The 18,918-nt window shown below is 48.9% G+C and carries 20 protein-coding genes and 1 tRNA gene; 7 read left to right on the top strand and 14 right to left on the bottom strand.

Translation table 11 applies throughout. The features are described from left to right. The 3 genes from B9A14_RS01410 to B9A14_RS01400 all read left to right on the top strand — a co-directional run bounded on the left by B9A14_RS01410 (position 1) and on the right by B9A14_RS01400 (position 3,438). On the top strand, positions 1-1,161 hold the full coding sequence (locus B9A14_RS01410) for a UxaA family hydrolase (protein ID WP_084663309.1): 1,161 nt from the start codon (positions 1-3) through the stop codon (positions 1,159-1,161). Between the two features lie 415 nt (positions 1,162-1,576). Then, entirely contained in the window at positions 1,577-2,557 is a 981-nt protein-coding gene (locus tag B9A14_RS01405; RefSeq protein WP_084663307.1) for an ATP-binding cassette domain-containing protein, read from the top strand. An 86-nt stretch (positions 2,558-2,643) separates the two neighbouring features. Next, the gene (locus B9A14_RS01400; RefSeq protein ID WP_084663305.1) at positions 2,644-3,438 is read left to right on the top strand and encodes an ABC transporter permease; all 795 of its coding nucleotides are present in this window, start codon (positions 2,644-2,646) and stop codon (positions 3,436-3,438) included. A 5-nt stretch (positions 3,439-3,443) separates the two neighbouring features. Here B9A14_RS01400 and B9A14_RS01395 read toward each other — a convergent pair whose 3' ends face one another. The 4 genes from B9A14_RS01395 to B9A14_RS01380 are packed head-to-tail and all read right to left on the bottom strand — an operon-like array spanning position 3,444 to position 6,743. Next, on the bottom strand, positions 3,444-4,037 hold the full coding sequence (locus B9A14_RS01395; protein ID WP_084663303.1) for a cyclase family protein: 594 nt from the start codon (positions 4,035-4,037) through the stop codon (positions 3,444-3,446). Further along, complete coding sequence (gene zwf / locus B9A14_RS01390) at positions 3,995-5,587, bottom strand: glucose-6-phosphate dehydrogenase (RefSeq protein ID WP_084666992.1); 1,593 nt, start codon at positions 5,585-5,587, stop codon at positions 3,995-3,997. The genes B9A14_RS01395 and zwf overlap by 43 nt, the downstream gene beginning before the upstream one ends. Before the next feature lie 40 nt (positions 5,588-5,627). Continuing rightward, positions 5,628-6,164 (bottom strand): thermonuclease family protein, encoded by a 537-nt coding sequence (locus B9A14_RS01385; RefSeq protein ID WP_084663301.1) that lies wholly within the window; start codon positions 6,162-6,164, stop codon positions 5,628-5,630. Positions 6,165-6,215: 51 nt separating this feature from the next. Continuing rightward, a complete protein-coding gene (locus B9A14_RS01380; protein WP_084663299.1) occupies positions 6,216-6,743 on the bottom strand; it encodes a DUF2179 domain-containing protein in 528 nt (175 codons plus the stop codon). Between the two features lie 80 nt (positions 6,744-6,823). Here B9A14_RS01380 and B9A14_RS18185 point away from each other — a divergent pair, with 80 nt between their 5' ends. The 3 genes from B9A14_RS18185 to B9A14_RS01375 all read left to right on the top strand — a co-directional run bounded on the left by B9A14_RS18185 (position 6,824) and on the right by B9A14_RS01375 (position 7,470). Then, a complete protein-coding gene (locus B9A14_RS18185; protein WP_157110016.1) occupies positions 6,824-6,913 on the top strand; it encodes a helix-turn-helix domain-containing protein in 90 nt (29 codons plus the stop codon). A gap of 148 nt (positions 6,914-7,061) precedes the next feature. Continuing rightward, positions 7,062-7,262 (top strand): DUF4258 domain-containing protein, encoded by a 201-nt coding sequence (locus tag B9A14_RS18180; RefSeq protein WP_231967983.1) that lies wholly within the window; start codon positions 7,062-7,064, stop codon positions 7,260-7,262. Further along, the gene (locus tag B9A14_RS01375; RefSeq protein ID WP_084663297.1) at positions 7,213-7,470 is read left to right on the top strand and encodes a type II toxin-antitoxin system MqsA family antitoxin; all 258 of its coding nucleotides are present in this window, start codon (positions 7,213-7,215) and stop codon (positions 7,468-7,470) included. Before B9A14_RS18180 ends, B9A14_RS01375 begins: the two co-directional genes overlap by 50 nt. A 179-nt stretch (positions 7,471-7,649) precedes the next feature. Here B9A14_RS01375 and B9A14_RS01370 read toward each other — a convergent pair. Continuing rightward, positions 7,650-7,724, bottom strand: a tRNA-Gly gene (locus B9A14_RS01370). Positions 7,725-7,919: 195 nt separating this feature from the next. Between B9A14_RS01370 and B9A14_RS01365 the strand changes: the two genes are divergently transcribed. After that, complete coding sequence (locus B9A14_RS01365) at positions 7,920-9,164, top strand: ISL3 family transposase (protein ID WP_172839007.1); 1,245 nt, start codon at positions 7,920-7,922, stop codon at positions 9,162-9,164. Positions 9,165-9,375: 211 nt separating this feature from the next. On the opposite strand, the gene B9A14_RS01360 is transcribed toward B9A14_RS01365, so the two are convergent. The 9 genes from B9A14_RS01360 to B9A14_RS01320 form a co-directional block, all read right to left on the bottom strand. After that, positions 9,376-10,398, bottom strand: coding sequence for an alpha-hydroxy-acid oxidizing protein (locus tag B9A14_RS01360; protein ID WP_084663293.1), 1,023 nt, complete (start codon positions 10,396-10,398; stop codon positions 9,376-9,378). Between the two features lie 145 nt (positions 10,399-10,543). Beyond that, positions 10,544-10,933, bottom strand: a complete 390-nt coding sequence (locus tag B9A14_RS01355; RefSeq protein WP_084663291.1) for a RidA family protein — start codon at positions 10,931-10,933, stop codon at positions 10,544-10,546. 70 nt (positions 10,934-11,003) lie between these two features. Further along, entirely contained in the window at positions 11,004-11,891 is an 888-nt protein-coding gene (locus B9A14_RS01350; protein ID WP_084663289.1) for a class I SAM-dependent methyltransferase, read from the bottom strand. A 7-nt stretch (positions 11,892-11,898) separates the two neighbouring features. Then, the gene (locus B9A14_RS01345; RefSeq protein ID WP_084666991.1) at positions 11,899-12,600 is read right to left on the bottom strand and encodes a FadR/GntR family transcriptional regulator; all 702 of its coding nucleotides are present in this window, start codon (positions 12,598-12,600) and stop codon (positions 11,899-11,901) included. Positions 12,601-12,650: 50 nt separating this feature from the next. Further along, a complete protein-coding gene (ldhH, locus tag B9A14_RS01340; RefSeq protein WP_084663287.1) occupies positions 12,651-14,807 on the bottom strand; it encodes an L-lactate dehydrogenase (quinone) large subunit LdhH in 2,157 nt (718 codons plus the stop codon). Continuing rightward, positions 14,788-15,372, bottom strand: a complete 585-nt coding sequence (locus tag B9A14_RS01335; protein ID WP_084663285.1) for a LutC/YkgG family protein — start codon at positions 15,370-15,372, stop codon at positions 14,788-14,790. The genes ldhH and B9A14_RS01335 overlap by 20 nt, the downstream gene beginning before the upstream one ends. Positions 15,373-15,526: 154 nt before the next feature. Beyond that, entirely contained in the window at positions 15,527-16,822 is a 1,296-nt protein-coding gene (locus tag B9A14_RS01330) for an adenylosuccinate synthase (protein WP_084663283.1), read from the bottom strand. Between the two features lie 27 nt (positions 16,823-16,849). Then, the gene (locus B9A14_RS01325; RefSeq protein WP_084666990.1) at positions 16,850-18,250 is read right to left on the bottom strand and encodes an NAD(P)/FAD-dependent oxidoreductase; all 1,401 of its coding nucleotides are present in this window, start codon (positions 18,248-18,250) and stop codon (positions 16,850-16,852) included. A gap of 231 nt (positions 18,251-18,481) precedes the next feature. Beyond that, a complete protein-coding gene (locus B9A14_RS01320; protein WP_084663281.1) occupies positions 18,482-18,682 on the bottom strand; it encodes a hypothetical protein in 201 nt (66 codons plus the stop codon). Between the last annotated feature and the right edge of the window lie 236 nt (positions 18,683-18,918).

Here is an 18,918-nt window from a genome sequence, read left to right as displayed (position 1 = left end):
ATGCCAGAAACTAAATTTTTAGGCTACCGTAGGGAGAACGGCCGAGTAGGTATCCGGAACCATGTAGTAATTCTCCCTTTGGATGATCTTTCTAATGCTGCTGCCGAAGGAGTAGCTAAAATAGTAGAAGGAACCATAGCCCTCCCCCATCCTTATGGCCGGTTGCAATTTGGAGAAGACCTGGAGCTCTTCTTCCGCACTTTGATAGGGACCGGATCCAATCCTAATGTAGCCGCCTGTATAGTTATAGGGATAGAACCTAAGTGGACCAACCGCGTAGTAGAAGGGATCGCAGCAACTCAAAAACCCGTAACCGGTTTTGCCATTGAGCGTTATGGAGATCTTAAGGTTATAGAAATGGCTGCTCGTAAGGCTGTGGAATATGTACAATACGCTACCGAACTTAAGAAAGAAGAATGCGATGTTTCAGAGCTAGTAGTGAGCATCAAGTGTGGGGAATCCGATACCACCTCCGGGCTGGCTTCAAACCCGGCCTTGGGGAACGCTGTGGACCGGCTGGTGGATATGGGCGCCACGGTCCTCTTTGGGGAAACCTCTGAACTTACAGGAGGTGAACACCTGGTAGCCGAGCGCTGCGCCACCCCGGAAATCAGGGAACAATTCATGCGGAGTTTTACCTCTTATAACGAATTTATTATATCCCAGGGTGTAGACCTCATAGGTTCCCAACCTACCGAAGGCAACATAGCCGGGGGCCTGACCACCATTGAAGAAAAAGCTCTGGGCAACATCCAAAAAATAGGTAAGCGCTCCCTCATCCAAGGTGTACTTCAACCTGCAGAAGCTCCCCAGGGTAAGGGGTTATGGTATATGGAGACCTCTTCTGCTGCAGCGGAAGCTATTACCCTCTTTGCTGCTGGCGGCTCGGTTCTCCATTTCTTTACCACCGGCCAAGGTAACATCGTAGGCCATCCCATTATTCCTGTTATAAAGATCTCGGCCAACCCGATCACTGTTTCCACCATGAGCGAGCATATAGATGTAGACTTAAGCGGCATCTTACGCCGAGAAATGAACCTTGAAGAAGCAGGAAGTAAAATCCTAGAAGAATTCTTCCGCACCCTGAACGGCCGTTTCACCAAAGCTGAAGCCTTGGGCCATAAAGAGTTCGTCCTTACCAAACTCTACCGCAGTGCATAATCTAGGTTAAGCCCTATGGTAAAAAGGGAGGGGATTAAACCCCTCCCTCTTGTTTTTATACAGGCTTGTTTCCCTGGTGGCAGGTTTAACCCTTTAAGCTTACTTTGGCGCCCCCATATTCTTCATCACCCTTCCAAAGAGCCAGCATATTATGGTAATGAAAAGACCCGAAAGGAGTGAAATTAAATGGCTAACCTTCTTTTCGATAATCGGTTTGCCTTCATTCTCTTCCTGATCCTTGTCCTGCTCTTCTTTGGTGACAACTAAGTTCTTGACTCGCCAGAGCCAGGCGAGGGGTGACCCTTCAGCGCAAACCCAAAAAGCTTCGTGCCCCCGGAGTTTCCGGGGGTATTATTTTTTATTGTCCCCCTTAAGGTAGTAGAGCTATAATGGTAATAAGTTTGGAGGGGACACCATGACACCCATCATTGAAGTGGAAAACTTAAGAAAGGTCTTCGGTCAGGTGATAGCAGTAGATGGGATATCCTTTGTAGTAGAAGAAGGAGAGATCTTCGGTTTCTTAGGGCCTAATGGCGCAGGTAAATCCACCACCATAAGAATTTTATGTACCTTGCTGCGACCAACCAGCGGTCAAGCTCGCCTAGCGGGATACGATATCTTACGCGAACCTGATGCGGTCAGGCGTTCCCTGGGAATAGTCTTTCAAGATAGCTCCCTGGATGACCGTTTGACAGCCGCCCAGAACCTTTACCTCCACGGCCTCCTTTATGGCCTACCCCGGCCGGTATTAAAAAAGCGGATGCAGGAAGTACTGGAAATGGTGGGGCTGGCGGAAAGACAAAGGGATACTGTACGCACTTTCTCAGGAGGTATGCGCCGCCGACTGGAAATCGCGCGGGGCTTACTCCACTATCCCCGGGTGCTTTTCCTAGATGAGCCCACTTTGGGTCTGGATCCCCAAACCCGTACAGCCATTTGGGAACACCTCCGGAAACTACGAGAGGAAAAGGGCCTTACTATTTTTATGACCACCCACTACATGGATGAAGCTGAAAACTGCGATAGAATTGCTATTATTGATTACGGTCGCATCCAGGCTCTAGATACTCCGGACAATTTGAAACGCTGGGTAGGCGGAGATATATTGACAGTGGTTCCTTTGGATGGGGTGGATCTCGCACCTCTTATTACGCACAAATATAACCTTAAAGTCCAGCATAGCCCGGAAGGATTACGAGTAGAAGTGAGCGATGGGGCCAGCTTTATTCCCCGGTTGGCAGGTGACCTGGGAGGTCAAATCAAAAGTATCCACCTCCGGCGCCCTACCCTGGATGACGTATTTTTGAAGCTCACCGGGCGCGCTATCCGCGAAGAAGAAGCTTCAGCAGTGGAACGTATGCGGTTAAGCTCTCACCGTAGGCCAGTACGGCGATAAAGGCTTCTTAGCCGTTTAACTTGATAAGGTACGCTCTTATCCAGAGCAAGATATTTAGAAATGGGGAGGTAATAAATTTTACTCTTATGCCCGCTGCTTTACGTGCTATCTACACCATTTGGTACCGGGATATCTTGCGCTTATTAAGAGAGCGTAGCCGTATCATCGGAATGTTGGGACAACCTCTGATCTACTTTCTTATTGTGGGACAAGGTATTTCTTCCGCCATGGGTTTCCGGGGGGCACCTCCAGGATTAAATATTAGTTACCTGCAGTTCATGTACCCAGGGATCCTCGCTATGTCCGTGCTGTTTACTTCCATCTTCTCTGGTATCTCCATTATTTGGGATAGGGAATTCGGGTTTCTAAAGGAAGTATTGGTAGCCCCGGTTCCCCGCTGGGCCACAGCCATCGGTAAAGCCTTAGGGGGAAGCACAATGGCCATGGTTCAAGCTACCATCCTTCTTCTTCTGGCCCCCCTGGCCCAGGTCTCGCTTAATTTTACTGCCGTCGTCCAACTTCTAGCTACCCTCTTTTTAATTTCCCTGGCCCTCACTTCCTTTGGCATAGCCATCGCCAGTTACATGGAAACTATGGAAGGCTTCCAGATGATCATGAACTTCTTGATTATGCCCCTCTATTTTTTAAGCGGAGCTATGTTCCCTATACAAAGCGTCCCTGTCTGGATGGCCTTCCTCATGCGCCTGGACCCCTTAACCTATGGTGTAGATGCCTTGCGGCTTTTGGTCTACCGTAATGCTGATCCCCGGATTCTGGCCTTTCTAGTGCGCTACGATCTAAAAACTGACCTGTTAATTTTAATCCTCCTGGTTTTGGCCTTAGGAGCCTGGGGAACCTGGTCCTTTAGCCGCCAAGAATAAGGAGCTTAAGATAGAACTATACATCCCTCCAAAAGAACTACCCTGACAGGCGCTGCCTCAGCCCCCCATACTGGCAAGGGCAAAGCTACCAAACCGTATTCTCCAGGTTCTACTTCCTTAAGCCGTAATCCTTCCAGAATAACAATGCCTTGTTCCAGAAGTATCTTGTGGCTAGGGTGCTCAGGTTGAGCGCGTTCAATACCTAGAGCATCCCATCCTATCCCTCGTACCTTTCTTTCTACTAAATACCGAGCGGCAGATTCGCTTAGGTAAACAAAACAAGGGTCAAAAACGTCCTGGTAGGAATTGCGGGTTTTAAAAAGGAGAAACTCCCCTGCTTTGATATCTAAACTCCAGAGGTTCTCTGCTTCTATTTTCTCTTCTATACCAGTTAAGTCCGCCACCTGGCATTTCCCCAGTAATAAGTTAAGGTCTACCTGCTCTATGGTCTTACCCCCTGGAAGAAAATGCGCCGGGGCATCCAGGTGGGTACCTGTGTGGCTAGGCAAGATAAGGCGAGTCTCCCTAGCACCAGACGGGTAATCCCTAATTATTTCTAACCGGGGTTGCCGGCTCGGCTCCCCTTTATATACTGGCATACCTGGGTAAATGGGCCAGGATACATCATATACGCGGGGCTTTCCCACCAGCGCCGCCCGTCCCGCTCTATAAGAACCCGAGCTTCGGGCGGGCCCCATTCCCCGGCAGCATAATTGGGGAAGTGCACAGGGATAGTCGCCCAAGCCTGGGCTATAGGATCCACAAATTTCCATGCATACTCCACCTCCTCCCATCCAGTAAAAAGAGTGGCGTCCCCACGCAAAGCATCATAGAGTAGACGTTCATAAGCCTCGGGAGAGTTGGTACCTACCCCGCAGTTCTGACAAAAATCTAATCTTATGGGCACGATATAGTTATTTGTACCCGGCCGCTTGGCATTAAGCTGCACAAAAATACCTTCTAGGGGTTGCACGCGAATAACTAAGACATTGGGCAAGAGCTCACCGTATTCCTTAAAATAGAGAATTTCTGGTAGGGGCTTAAACTGGATTATAATTTCTGTTACTTTGGCCGGAAGGCGTTTACCGGTCCGCAGGTAAAAAGGCACCCCGGCCCAGCGAAAGGTGTTTACAAAAAGCTTCACGGCCAAAAAAGTTTCGGTGACGGAATCGGCAGGGATTCCAGCTTCTTCCCGGTATCCTGGGACGGGTTCTCCGTCAATATAGCCGGGCCCGTATTGGCCCCGGACTATGTCTTGAAGGATCCTTTCTCTCGTAAAAGGTTGCAAGGAACGGAAGACCTTGGCCTTTTCCAGGCGGATGGCCTGCGCATCTAATCCAACCGGAGGTTCCATGGCTATAAGGGCTACAAGTTGGAGCATATGATTCTGTAACATATCCCTTAAAGCCCCAGCCCTATCGTAATAAGCTGCGCGCTCCCCTACCCCTATTTTTTCGCTGGAAGTAATTTGAATGTGATCGATATATTTGTTATTCCATACCGGCTCGAAAAAGGCATTGGCAAACCTTATGACCATAATGTTCTGGATCATCTCTTTACCTAAATAATGGTCGATACGGTAAATATCTTCTTCCGGAAAAGCTTGGGTCAGCTCCCGGTTTAAAGCCCGGGCTGAATCTAAGTCCCAACCAAAGGGTTTCTCCACCAAAACCCTTTTCCAGCTACGAGGTCCTTTGTCGAGGAACCCCTGTTCCTTAAGATTGGCCACTACAGGACCGAAGAGTTCTGGCGCTAAAGCCAAGTAGAAAACACGATTCCCTTGGACCCCCCATTCCCAGTCCAGCTGGTCCAAAAAATTTTTAAGCTCCCTGTAGCGCGAAGAATCCCGCAGGTCTAGGGAAAAATAATAGCAACGCTGGGCAAAAGAAGAAAAATTATGAAGTAAATTTCCTGCCAAGCGGGAATTATCCAGAAGAGCAGGTAGGATAAATTTTTCTCGAAAGTAAGCCAAATCAAAGGGGCGACGCCCCACTCCTACTATGGCTACTCCGGAAGGTAAAATGCCTTCTGCTGAAAGGTTATAAAGGGCAGGAAAAAGCTTGCGCCGAGCCAGATCCCCTGTGGCACCAAATATAACAAAAAGGGCAGACTCTATGTGATGACCTTCGGCCACCCCGGGTACCTCCATCACTTTAGGCGTTTTTATATTTATTGTTCCCAAGATGGCCTTATAAACCCCACAACCCCTTTCTCGCGTTACGGGCCTCCTTTTCTAATTGTTTAAAGATTTCAGCGTACTTAACATTAGGAGGGACAGTCATAACCTGGGCATAGCCTTCCAGTAACAGCTCTGCATTGAACATTTTAGCGCGTATCTCAGGCAGTGATTTATTTTGGGGCCGTTCCAGCCAGACATAGGCGAGCAGGCGACCGTATTTATCCCGCTCGGCTGTATCCAATTCAAGGTAAATACGCCGACCATCCAGACGCTTCTTTGTATAGGCTTTCGCCTCCAACCCATAAGGTTGGACTTGGCCACTAATTTCTGGGGTATTAACACCGATAAAGCGCACTTTCTCTTCCCGGCCATCAGCTAGAATTACCATAATGGTATCGCCGTCTATAACTTGGTGGACTTTGCCCTCTAGCAAGAGACCTGCTATTCCGCGATCACGAGGAAATAAGTTATAGGCCAGCAGGGTTAGAAAGGTCAAGAAAAGCCACGGAATTATACTTTTACCCTTAAGCCTTCTTTTTATGTTCATCGTATCTTTTCTCCTCTCCTTTTTCTTCGAGAAGCCTTCTGATGCTTTCCTTCATTTCCCATTTTTCCGGCATCCATAAAAGCCCCCGCACATATTTTTTATCTCTTGGACTACCACAAAGGCTTGGGCATCCCAATGTCCTAAAAACTCTTGGAGCTCTGCTAAGCGCCGGCGAGGAAGACTTAAGTGCAAGATAGGGTGTATCCCTTCCTTCCCATACCCTTGGGTGACTGTAACCCCGTAGCCCGCATCCCTTAAGTGTTGGACTAGTTCCAGAGGCTTATGTAAAGTTATGATCTGTACGGACACCTGCCCTAAAGCCACCTTTTCTTCAATATAGCTTCCTACAATATTCCCAGTGGCAAAACCTAAAGCATAAAAAATAACGCTTATAGGATCCGTAAGGTGCTCCATGACAAATTTTAAGCTGGCCACCCAGATTATTACCTCTATAAACCCTAGGCCAGCAGCGTAAAAGCGTTTCCCGCGAACCACAAAAAGTACCCGCAAGGTGGCCAGGGTTACATCTGTTACCCTAGCTAGAAAAATCAATAAGTACCCGGTAAATAAAGATAACATCAGGATTCCCCCACCTAAGGTTTCCTCTGCCTGGGGTACCCGAGACCCCCTGTGTTTCCACATATTTGTGGTAAAATTGTATCAAAGAGCTAAACAGCCATTGTAGATTCCTCAATTGCCAGCCTGGTGATCTGCTCGCCTATATGCCCGACGAAGAGCAAGGCCGCTAAGCGGGCGTGGCTCGCAGGGCTTGTGGCCTTAAACCCACAGCGATTTTAACAGCTAACGAAGAGGAGCGCAACATGAAATTCCACGTAATCATGCAGTTTACGCTTTTGACCCTTCGGGTACGCTGCTTATAATAACGGTTTTGAGGTCATTGAGGAATACCCGGAAGATCCGCGCGGGGCGAGCTGCCTGGTGCTGGGCAGGACACCGGATGGAAAACCTCTGCATGTGGTATGCGGTTTTGACCGTACTATCCCGAAGAGCCCAAATGGATTGATGAAAGGACGAGGAGGCGAATGCAGTGAGCGAATGTTTAGCCTGTGGCGGACTAACAGTTCTGGAGAAGGTTAACGTAGAGAGGTGGTGGAAAGGCCGTCTGGTAATTATCGAGGGCGTACCCGCTCATGTGTGCCAGCAATGTGGAGAGAGATATTTTGACAGCGAAGTGGCTTTAAAGATGGACAGAATTGTGCGGGCGGCTGCTGTCCCAGGGGAGAAGTTTATTCAGGTGCCCGTCAGGCCCTTCGGTAACATACATGCTCCACAGGATAGCCAGTAAAAACCGCCTTCTGCAAGGCCCTGCAAGCGGTGCAAAATGGCCGGGAGTACAGATTCCCCCGGCCTTTTTCGTGGGCTTACAGGGCAAAATAAAAGGCGTTTTTATAATAATAAAACCCTCCCCAGAACTACGGACTTTTTTGGGAGGGTTAGCCCGTTGGAGGCTAGTTTTTTCAAGGCTGGAGCGGAAAACGGGATTCGAACCCGCGACCCTCGGCTTGGGAAGCCGATGCTCTACCCCTGAGCTACTTCCGCCCGTGCATTTTCTATTTTAGTAGTTCAATAAGCCTTTGTCAAGAGTCCGGAGGCTCTATAATAAAAAGTGTGGGATAGGGGTAGATGGAATTAAGCGAGTGGGAAGGTAGATTTTGGTTGTAGGAGGAAAAGGACGGGGGCGACATCCAAATGAATATTAGCAATCCAAAACCCTTTCAAGAGAGGAGTGCCCCCATGCACAAGATTAGCACGTTCACCCTCGAAGAGCAAGAGAATTTTGAGAAAATACTACAGCCCATTTTAGAAGAACCCCAAGACCCAGGAGATATTGTGTTAAAGGTAACCGTAGACCCTCCAGAGGTATGCCCTGTATGCAACGAAGGCAAATTACACAGGCATGGCTTCTTAAAGGAGAACCAGAAGCCGAAAGAAAGAAGAATTCGCCATGCCTTCTTATACAGTAGATGGGTCATTCTATTGTGGGTTCCCGTACGGTATAAGTGTTACCGTTGTGGCAAGACTTATACCCTTCGTCCTCCGGGTACCAGCCCCTGGGCCAGATTTACAAAATTAGGGGTGCAGACAGTAGTTTATTATGCCCAGAGGATGAGCTTTACTTATGCGGCTCAAATGTTAAACCTTACCCCCACTAGGGTTATAAGATTAGTGGACAAGTATGTCCAGCCTAATCTTCCTTTTGATGATACTCAAGAACCTATAGTGTTAACCTTAGATGAGCTATCCTTTACTGGGAACGATTTTGTATGCATGGTAGGGAGGTTGGAACCGGACAAGAGGCCTTTGACTATTTTAGAGGATGTGAGAACGGCAACTATAAAGGCTTACCTAGAAGAGCTCAAGAAAGCTGGGGTCAAAGTAGAGGCGGTAGTAATTGACATGAAAGACTCTTGGCGTAAGTTAATCAAAGCAATATTTCCTTCAGCCAAGATAATAGTAGACCCTTTTCATGTGATCCAGGATGCTAACCGTCGTTTAGATGAGGCAAGAAGGATAGAGCAAGAAGCGAGCAAAGAGAAGATACCCCGGTTTCCTCTGATTAAAGCTAAAGAGAGACTTACTCCCAGACAGCAAGAGGCATTAGAAAAAATTAAAGATAAATACCCGTCCCTCTATGAATTATACCAGCTAAAGGAAGACTTAAGGCAAATTCTAAGGATGGACCGGGTAGAAGAGGCAAAAGCTGCTTTGAGCCGTTGGTTTATAAATGCAGAATGCGCTGAAAATGCAGAGGGACGGATATGGGCCCGTACTATCAAGTCTTGGAGGTCAGAAATATTAAACCTGGTAAGATATACCCAGCAAGGTCGCCGGTACACTAATGGCTATATAGAAGGTAAAAATACCTTAAGCAAAATGCTTAAACGCTTAAGTTTCGGCTTCAGAAATCGCATTCATTTCATCAAAAAAATCTTCCTAGGATGTTGCCCCCAAAATCTGATCCCACAACTATTGACATAGAGCCGAGTCCGGAGGCTCTAGACTTTCCATTTTTTGTTTTTTTAAGTTCGAGCCCTAGTTAAACTACATTTAATCAGGCCTCTAAGGAGCTTCTACGCTTTCCCTCCGCTTCTCCTCCACACGTAATAAGTTGGTCTCCACAAGTACTATTTTACCAGGACGCAAAAAGAGCTTCTCTTAGGTTTTTCAAATAATAAAGCCCTACAAGTTCTTACATAACATTACATATAACTTCAGAAGAAATATCTTGCAATGCTCCACACCCTGTAAGGCGCATAGCTACCGTTAACTCTTGAGCTAAGGCTTCCAACTGCATCTTAACTCCTTGAGGTCCTCCTCCACAGGCAGCAATAAATAAAGGTCGCCCTACCAGCACTGCGTCCGCCCCTAAAGCGAGCATTTTAAGCACATCTACCCCTGAACGAATGCCCCCATCAACCAAAACCATGAGCCTCCCCTTGACAGCGGCAGCTATACCCGGTAATACATCCGCTGTCCCCAGGGTATGATCTAAAGCCCGGCCTCCATGATTGGATACCACTATACCTACCGCGCCACTAGCCAAAGCCACCTTGGCATCGGCCACAGTCATGATACCTTTTAAAATTAGGGGTAGAGAAGTGGAACGAGCAATCTCTATAATATCTTCCGCTGTTTTGGGTTCCACCACCTGGCCAACCCTCGTCATATTGAACAGACCTGCCGCATCCACATCAATAGCCACGGCTAGAGCACCTGTCTTTTCCGCCTCTCGAATGCGTTTTATAATTTCCTTATTAGACCTGGGCTTGATAACTGGGATACCCCAGCCGTCGGCTTCCCTAATGGCAGCCAAACCAGCAGCAAAAACTTCTGGATCCGGACCATCGCCTGTTAACGCCACCGTTCCCGCAGCCTTGGCTCCTAAAACCAGGGCTCGAGCTATTTCCCTTTCATCTAGCCGTCCACCAAAATTTACTTTAGCTCCTGCTATGGCTCCTCCTAATATAGGAAAAGATAGTTTATGGCCAAAAAGCTCAAAGGTGGTATCCTGAATTTTCCTGGGGTGTAAAACCCGTAAGTTTAATTTCCATCTGGCCAAGGAAGCTATATTCCGACGGAAACCTTCGCCAGTACCTGCACCTCCTATTCCCGGTACCCCGGTGGGGCAATTCCGGCCATCACATACGACACATACCCTGCAGATACCTTTAAGAACCTCTCGCGCTTTTTCACGTACCTCCTGTAGGTCCATTTACCTTCACCCCTTTGTCTCTGCCGGGGCTGGAGAAAGGGTCTGGCAAGAGAAAGGCTGCAGAGTGAAATGGGCAGGAGGTGGGGTTATCTTTAGCGCCGGAGCCCTTCTATTGGCTGGGGAAATGATATCCCAAGGGGCCCTCTTATTCGCCTACTACCGCTACTGCTTCAATTTCTACTAACACATCCCGCGGTAGCCGGGCGGCTTCTATGCACGACCGGGCTGGAGGATTTTCGGGAAAGTACTGGGCGTACACTTCATTAATAGCCTTAAAATCGGCCATATCCTTAATGTAAAGGGTAGTTTTAACTACATCCTGTAAGGTAGCTCCAGCCGCAGCAAGTATAGCCTTTAAATTTTCTAAGACCTGCCGTGTTTGTTCTTTAGCACCGCCAGGCACAATCTCTCCTGTAGCCGGATCGAGGGGTATCTGTCCAGAAGTAAAAATAAAATTACCCACCCGGATGGCCTGGGAGTAAGGGCCTATGGCTTTCGGGGCCTGGGAGGTGCTAATAACCTTTTTCTCGCTCATTTGAATTACAAACCTCCTCGCTTAAAAGCCTTTCCTTGCTTTGACGCTCTTATTATTTACTCCCTTATTTTTATTCCCTTACCTCATTAACGTTCCAACATAGGTAGGCTGCTATAAATTCTCTCTTTTGAATATACCTACCTTCAACAGCATGGGAAAGTACATAATCTACAATAACTTTACGGGAAGTATGGTTAAGCTCTATATATGGGTAAAAGAAATTCTCTAGCTCTTGTATAGCCTCTTCTACCTCTATTTCCCTTAAGATAGGCCGTCGTTCCAACTGCAAGGAAGGAAGATAACCCCAAGAATAAAGAAGATGAAAAATATAGAAGACCTCTGGAGGAACAGGAGGCATCTCACCCCCTATAAGCTTATGCCAAAGGACCCGGCGAGCCTCTTCCTCTTGCCGGACGTGCCCCCCCAGAAGGCATACCCCATGGCAAGCCTCTATCATTTTCCTTAAAGTAGCTGGGTCATGGACCCCTGGGCTCATAAGGGCCAGGACTACCTGGAAACGCCTCCGCCAACCCAAGCGATCTAAATCTACTTCCTCCCAGGTAAGCTGGACGGGCTCAATGTTGCTTAAGCCTTCCGCTTGCATCCGGCTCTTTAGAATAGAAAGCATTTCCGGGGAAGGATCCAGGGCCACCACCCGTTTTACCCTACGAGCCAAGACCAAGGCATAGGCCCCAGGGCCGCATCCTATATCTAGCACTTCTGCCTCTCGATCTAGGCCATCGTGATGTCCTAAAAAATGCAGAACATTAGCTACGCGCTGCTGGGCTTCCCTACTTTGGGAATGGCTAGCAAAGCTTGCTGCCCGGCGGTTCCAGTATTCCTCCCGGTCTCTACCGGGACGCCGTCGACCATAGAGGCTCTTCGCCCTAGCCTCTTGCCACATCCTTTCCCAGAAAAGGCTATCCCCAAAAAGATCTATATGGATTAGGTCTCCCATCTTAAATTTACTCCTTTTTAAGCTCCCGGGCCACAAATTTAAGATGCTCGGCCATAGCGCGGCGGGCTCCCCTCACATCGCGCGAGGCTATGGCTTGATAAATAGCTTTATGCTGGGTGTATAATTTTTCTGCATTTCCAGGAGTCTGGTAAAGCCGCTGGCGGCTACTCCGCAATACCTGGCGTATGGTGTCGGAAACAGTATACATCAAGCGGCACAAAACATTGTTGCGGGCTGCTTCTGCTATGGCAAGATGAAAACGTACATCCGTCTCTTCTCCCAGGCGCCCCTCTTCTAGCTCAGTCTCCATCTCTTTTATGAGCTCCTCTAGCCTCTCTATTTCTTCCGGGCAGGCTCGCCGTGCAGCTAAAGCTGCCGTCTCAGTTTCCAAGATCTCCCTGGCTTCCAACAAATCCAGCGTGGCTTGCCGGTCCAGAAGGAGGGCTATAGCTAAAGGTTCTACTATGGCCCCATTTTTTACCGCCTGGACGAAAGTCCCTTCCCCTGGCCGGATGGTGATGACTCCCATAGCGGCCAGGGCGCTTAAAGCCTCACGTACCGACGCCCGGCTCACATGTAGACGTTCAGCCAATTCACGTTCTGAAGGCAATCGGTCGCCCGGTTTTAAATTCCCCTCTCCGATAAGTTCCTTAATTTGATTTACTATCTCTTCATAGATCTTCCGGGTCCTAATAGGTCTAAGCTTCAAGCTCGCCTCACCCCCTGGCCCCGGCTTCTTAATCATGTATTCGCGCTTTTTCACCATAGATCCTGCCCAGCTACTAAAATTTCGGCTGTATGTTTGGCTTGGATAGGCCTAGAAGCCTTATCCAGGCCTCCACGGAGCTGTACTAGACAACCTGGGCAATCAGCAACCACTATGCTAGCCCCGCTTTCTAAAATCCGTTGAAGCTTGCGTTCTAGCAAAGCATGGCTTATTTCTGGATATTTAAGGGTATACGAACCCCCGAATCCGCAACAGCGATCGCTCTCCTCCATCTCTACCAGTTCTAGTCCTTGGTGACGTCTTAAAACCTCCCGGGCTACCTGAGCTAATCCCAGATGGCGCTTATAATGGCAGGAATCGTGATAAGTAACCTTTACCTTTTTCCCTTGAGAGGACAAAGGGAAAGCTATTTCCATCTCTTGCACGACTTCGTTAAAGTCCTTAACCCTCGCCGCTAGGGCCAAAGCCCGTTCATACCAGCCCGGATCAGCAGAAAGAAGATGAGGAAATTTATATTTCAAAGCCACAGCACAGGTGGGACAGGCTGTGATCACTACGTCTGCAGAAGCTTCCTCTAAGGCAGCAATATTCCAGCGGGCAAGTCTTAAAGCTGTCTCCACGTCCCCGGCATAGATAGCGGGAATTCCACAGCAGGCCTGGTCTACAGGAAAGCTTACCTCAACTCCTGCCCCCTGCAATACTTTAAAGACCGCTTCCCCGATCTCAGGATAGATAAAGTCGATAACACAGCCAGCATAAAAGGCTGCTCTAAAATGCGGATGTATAGGGGGCTGTTCTAAATCCTTTATACGCTCACGCAAGGGACGAAGGTTTAGGGCTGGTAGGCTCCTTCCTTCGGTCCAAACCTTAAAAGGTCTGGGTAAGTTTCGAATGTAAGGGTGACCACCAGTGATCGGCCGCTGTAGCTCTTTCCCTAAAGTGAGGAAACCCCGCATGAGTTTAGGCCTGGCTACAACACCACGCAAGGCCAGGCGGTAAGAAAAAGGTAAGCCCTGTTCCCTTGCTATCCTTTTCCGTAGCTCCAACACTAAATCAGGGATGTTAATTTTGGCCGGGCATACCTCAGTACACCGCCTGCAACCGATACAAAGACTTTGGGGTTCCGCTGCTTGGGCAAGGGAATGGAAAAAAGCTGTTAAGATGCTTCCTATACCACCGGAATAAACAAAACCATATACCTGGCCGCTCACGAGCTGAAACACAGGACAAACATTGGTACAGGCCGCACACCGTATACACTGGAGGGCTTCCCGGAAGACGGGGTCCCTAGCCATCTTAAGCCGGCCATTGTCTAACAAAACCACATGTAACTCTTTAAGGGCACCCTCTCCAGAGCCTTCGACTGGTACCGGTCCAGTGATCATGGTAACATAACTCGTTATGGGTTGCGCGGTGCCGCTTCTAGGTAGGGCCTCCAGAATAGGAATTACATCCTTCATCCGCGGCACAAGTTTTTCATAACCTACTACTGCAATGTGTACAGGAGGGAGAGTGGTAGCCAGGCGAGCGTTTCCTTCATTGGTCAGAAGAATAAGGGTACCTGTTTCCGCTACCGCTATGTTGGCACCGCTTATGCCCAACCCAGCTGTCAAAAATTTATCCCGGAGTTCCTCCCGGGCAATGCGCACCATAGTTTTAATATCTGGTTCCACCGGTCGACCTAAGTGACGGCTAAAAACCCGGGCTACTTCTTCCTTAGGCAAATGGATAGCCGGCATTACCATGTGGGACGGGCGTTCGCCTGGCATGAGTTGAAGGATCCACTCAGCTAGATCCGTTTCATAGCAAACGATACCATGGCGGGCTAAGTACTCGTTTAATTGTATCTCTTCTGTAGCAAAGGATTTAGATTTCACTACCTGAGTAATTCCGTGCTCCTTAACCACCTTCAATATATATTCTCGCGCCGAAGCCGCATCCTTAGCGAAAAATACCTTACCGCCACGGGAGGTAACCTGCCGGGCGAATTCCTCTCCTAGCTCCTCTAAATGAAGGGCTGCTGTGGATTTGAGGGTGGCTATCTTCGACCTTAACCCCTCAAAGTCCCGACCAGCAAACACCTGCTCGCGTGCTAACACATAAGCTTCTGCAAAGCGTTCCAGGGCACCCCTTAAACTAGGGTTAAGAAGAGCCTGCTTGACTCTTACTTTAAACGGAGCCTCCGGCATTGTTCCCCCCACCTTCCTTAGAAGCTTTACCTTCCAGTATCACTATTAAAAGATTTTCCGGCCCGTGAACACCGATGGTCAGGCTCCGTTCAATATCGGCAGTACGGCTGGGCCCTGTCACGAAAGCTAAGTAACCAGGCCACGGCCCATGTTCCAAGTAAAAATCCAAGGCTTGGGCCATATCGGGAACAATTCGCTTAGCCGAAAGCACTGCTATACAATTGAGTGGGAGCATGGAGGCTAACCGTTTACAGAGATCAGTAGCATCATGGACTAGGGTTCCTGTCTCGGCTATTCCTAAGTCGAATTCCACCATCCCAGTATCTGCTTCTCTGGCAAAGCCTTGCCCCCCAGTCTCCACCTCAAAACCGGCCTCTTTTAGGATAGCTCCCAGGTTTATCTCTTCTAGAAAGGGCGAGATAGCGATAGCCACCCTTTTACCCCGGGGTTGTAAAAACTCTAAAATTTGCTTTATCATTTCCTGGGTATCCGCTACCCTTAAGGTAGTAGCACCCATAGCTTCCGCCTGCCGGCAAAAGGTATCCACTAACTCTTGCCTTACCAAGGCCCGCCCCCCTTTGTGTTGGCCTGACCACCTGATGATTTAATTATATCCTTCTATCTTGCCCAATGCAATTGTATAAATTCCAAAAAAAGAATCCCGTAGCCCTCCGGGATTCCCTAATACCACCTTGAGAGATTTTAAGCTCAATTTGTTTCTAACCTTCCTGGCCAAAAATATTAGTAACCGCTATAGTCTGATCACGCCGGGGCCCTACAGCTATAAGCTTTATCGGTACTCCTACTAATTCCTCCACCCGTCTAATATAAGCCCGGCAGGCAGGAGGAAGCTCTTCCAGGGTATGCGCTTGGGTTATATCTTCTTGCCATCCCGGAAGTTCTTCGTAAATAGGCTCACACTTTTGCAAGACTTTAAGACTGGCCGGGAAATCGTATAATACCTCGCCTCCATACTGGTAACCTGTACAAATCCGCACCACATCTAAGCCAGTAAGTACATCTAGTTTGGTCAAAGCTATCCCAGTAAGACCATTAACTTCTACAGCATGGCGCAAGATAACAGTATCCAACCACCCACATCTCCTGGGCCGTCCAGTGGTAGTCCCATATTCTGCTCCCCGTCGGCGTAAGTATTCGCTAGCATTATCTTTAGCCTCTGAAGGGAAGGGCCCCTCCCCCACCCGGGTAGTATAAGCCTTGACCACTCCTATAACAGCATCTATAGCTTTAGGCCCCACCCCTGCTCCTATACAAGCACCACCAGCCACAGGATAGGAGGAAGTAACATAGGGGTAAGTGCCTTGGTCTAGATCTAGGAGCGTCCCCTGGGCACCTTCAAAAAGCACTTTCTTACCTTCCCGTAAGGCCTGGTTTATTAAACGCCCCGTATCAGCCACCAAGGGCCGCAGACGTTCCGCATACCCTAAGTATTCTTCCAGGATTTCCTCTAGGGAATAAGGGGAACAGCCGTAAACCTTGATAAAAAGCTCATTTTTTTCCTTAAGATTAAAGGCCAGCTTTTCCCGAAATTCTTCTGGATCCAAAAGATCGATGACTCGGATACCCATACGAGCTGCCTTATCTACATAAGCTGGCCCTATACCCCGCCGGGTAGTACCCAGGCGCCCAGCTCCACGCCGCTCTTCCTCCACCTCGTCTAATCTTTTATGATAAGGTAAAATTACATGGGCACGGTAACTTAAGCGTAAGCCAGAGGTATCAATGCCGCGGCGCTCAAGGCCTTCTAGTTCGGCCACCAATACTTGGGGATCCACTACTACGCCGTTCCCAATGATGCAGATTTTTCCTGGATAAAGGATCCCAGAAGGTACTAGGTGTAGTTTAAACTCCTCCTCTCCTACCTTCACGGTATGCCCGGCATTGCTCCCCCCCTGGTAGCGTACCACCAGGTCGGCCTTTTCGGCTAGATAATCGGTAATCTTTCCCTTACCCTCGTCACCCCACTGGGCGCCAACAAGAACCACTGCTGGCATAAATTTCACCGCCTTTTTAAATTTACCTTAGCCCTTGCCTTCCCTAGCCAAAATGTCCCGCGCAGCTATCACCCCGGCCGCGGAAGCCTGGGCCAAACCCCGCGTCACCCCTGCCCCATCGCCTATAGCATACAATCCTTCTACCTCTGTCATGAGGTTGGAGTTCAATTTAAGGCGCGAGGAGTAAAACTTGACCTCAACCCCATATAAAAGGGTATGGCGAGAATAAACTCCTGGAGCTATTTTGTCCATGGCTTCCAGCATTTCTACTATAGCAGTCAAATGACGATAAGGAAAGACCAAGGAGAGATCTCCCGGGGTAGCTTCTTTGAGGGTAGGAGTTACCAACCCCTTGCTTAAGCGGTCATGGGTAGTGCGCCGACCAGAGAGGAGATCCCCTAACCGCTGTACCAATACCCCTCCTCCCAAGAGGTTAGCCAGCCCGGCTATATAGCGGCCGTAAGCGATGGGCTCTTTAAAGGGCTCAGTGAAAGTTTTACTTACTAGAAGAGCGAAGTTAGTGTTATCGGTTTTTTTGTCAGCATAGGAGTGGCCGTTAACTGTCACCAGCCCTTCGTTGTTTTCTAATACCACCTCACCATGGGGATTCATACAAAAGGTACGTACACGGTCATCAAATTTTCGGGAATAAAAGATAAATTTCGATTCATAAATGACATCAGTTAGATGTTCCATAACCACAGCCGGAACTTCCACCCTGACACCTACATCCACGGGATTGACAGCCAGTTCCAATCCTAACCGGTTAGCCACCTTCCTCAGCCAATCCGCTCCCTGTCGACCTGGCGCAAGTACAACATAACGGGCCGTTATCTCCTCACCGGCCCTAGTAACCACACCTCTTATGCGTCTGCCTTCGGTAATAAGGATCTCTTCTACCGGTTCCTCAGTTCTTATTTCCACCCCTTTTTCCAGGAGATAATCTTTCATGGCCTTGAGGATCTCCTGGGTGCGCCCAGTACCCAGATGGCGTATGGGAGCTGGAATGAGCTTAAGATCAGCAAGTATTGCCTTCCTCTGTATTTCAGCGATCCGCTCATCTTCCGGCCCACCGTACACTTTCTCCGGTGCCCCAAAGGAACGGTAGATACCATCTACATAGTCAATAAGACACTCTACTTCCCTTTCCGGTATATACTCACTTAGCCAGCCGCCCACTTCAGGGGATAGGGTAAGCTTACCGTCGCTGAAGGCTCCTGCACCACCCCACCCGGAGACCATAGAACAGGGTGAACAATGGCGGCAGGCTACCCCCCCCTCTTTAGACGGGCAATGCCGCCGCTCCAAGTCATGGCCTTTCTCCAGGACTAGCACTTTCAGGCCGCTCCCATATCTTACCATCTCCAATGCCGCGAATATACCGGCAGGCCCGGCACCCACAACTATAACATCATACTTTTGGGTCACTTCTTCCCCTCCTTCGGGAAACTTAAGGGCAAAAAAATAGCCCCTCTCACACATGGAGCAGCCCTTAAGCCAGGTATATTGTAACAGAAGGCCAGGGAGTGATCAAGGCTTTAGGGGGAAGCTTAAGTTAAATAAGCATACAATAAATAAGGGGGAGAAAAATGGGCCATTTTACCTATGATGAAATAAAGATTAGAATAGGCCACGTAGTGATGAAGATGACAAGAAAATTTAGCCTCCCTTGGCCCCATGAGGTTTCTGCATATATCCCCCGGGCAGAGATCCGCCGACGGACTTACCGGGAAGGGAAGCTAAGGTGTGAGGAAGAGATGATACTAAACAGCCTAACCATAGTACATGCCCCGAGGCATCCGCCTGAGCGCCCTCCTCTTCCCGGAACTCAGCCGCTACCTCTATATCCACCTGCCCCACCTAGACCGCCAAAAATACCTCCTCTCCCGGAAGCACCTCCAGCACCACCTACGGGAAGCCCAATTTCTCCCCAGGCGTTACCTCCGAAAATTGACCCTTCCTGTTCTCATTCTCTTTATATTCCCTCAGGAACGCCCTCCGAACCTAAGGCGAATCTTAAGCGGCCACGGATAGTGCTCCGTTTTGAGACCAGGGGAAAATAAATTAAAAAAACGCTGTGGAATTCTCTCCACAGC

It is taken from the genome of Thermanaeromonas toyohensis ToBE (assembly GCF_900176005.1).
Lineage (GTDB): Bacteria > Bacillota > DSM-521 > Neomoorellales > Neomoorellaceae > Thermanaeromonas > Thermanaeromonas toyohensis.
The sequence above is the reverse complement of the archived record's forward strand: the minus strand, read 5'-3'. Positions and strand labels throughout refer to the sequence as shown.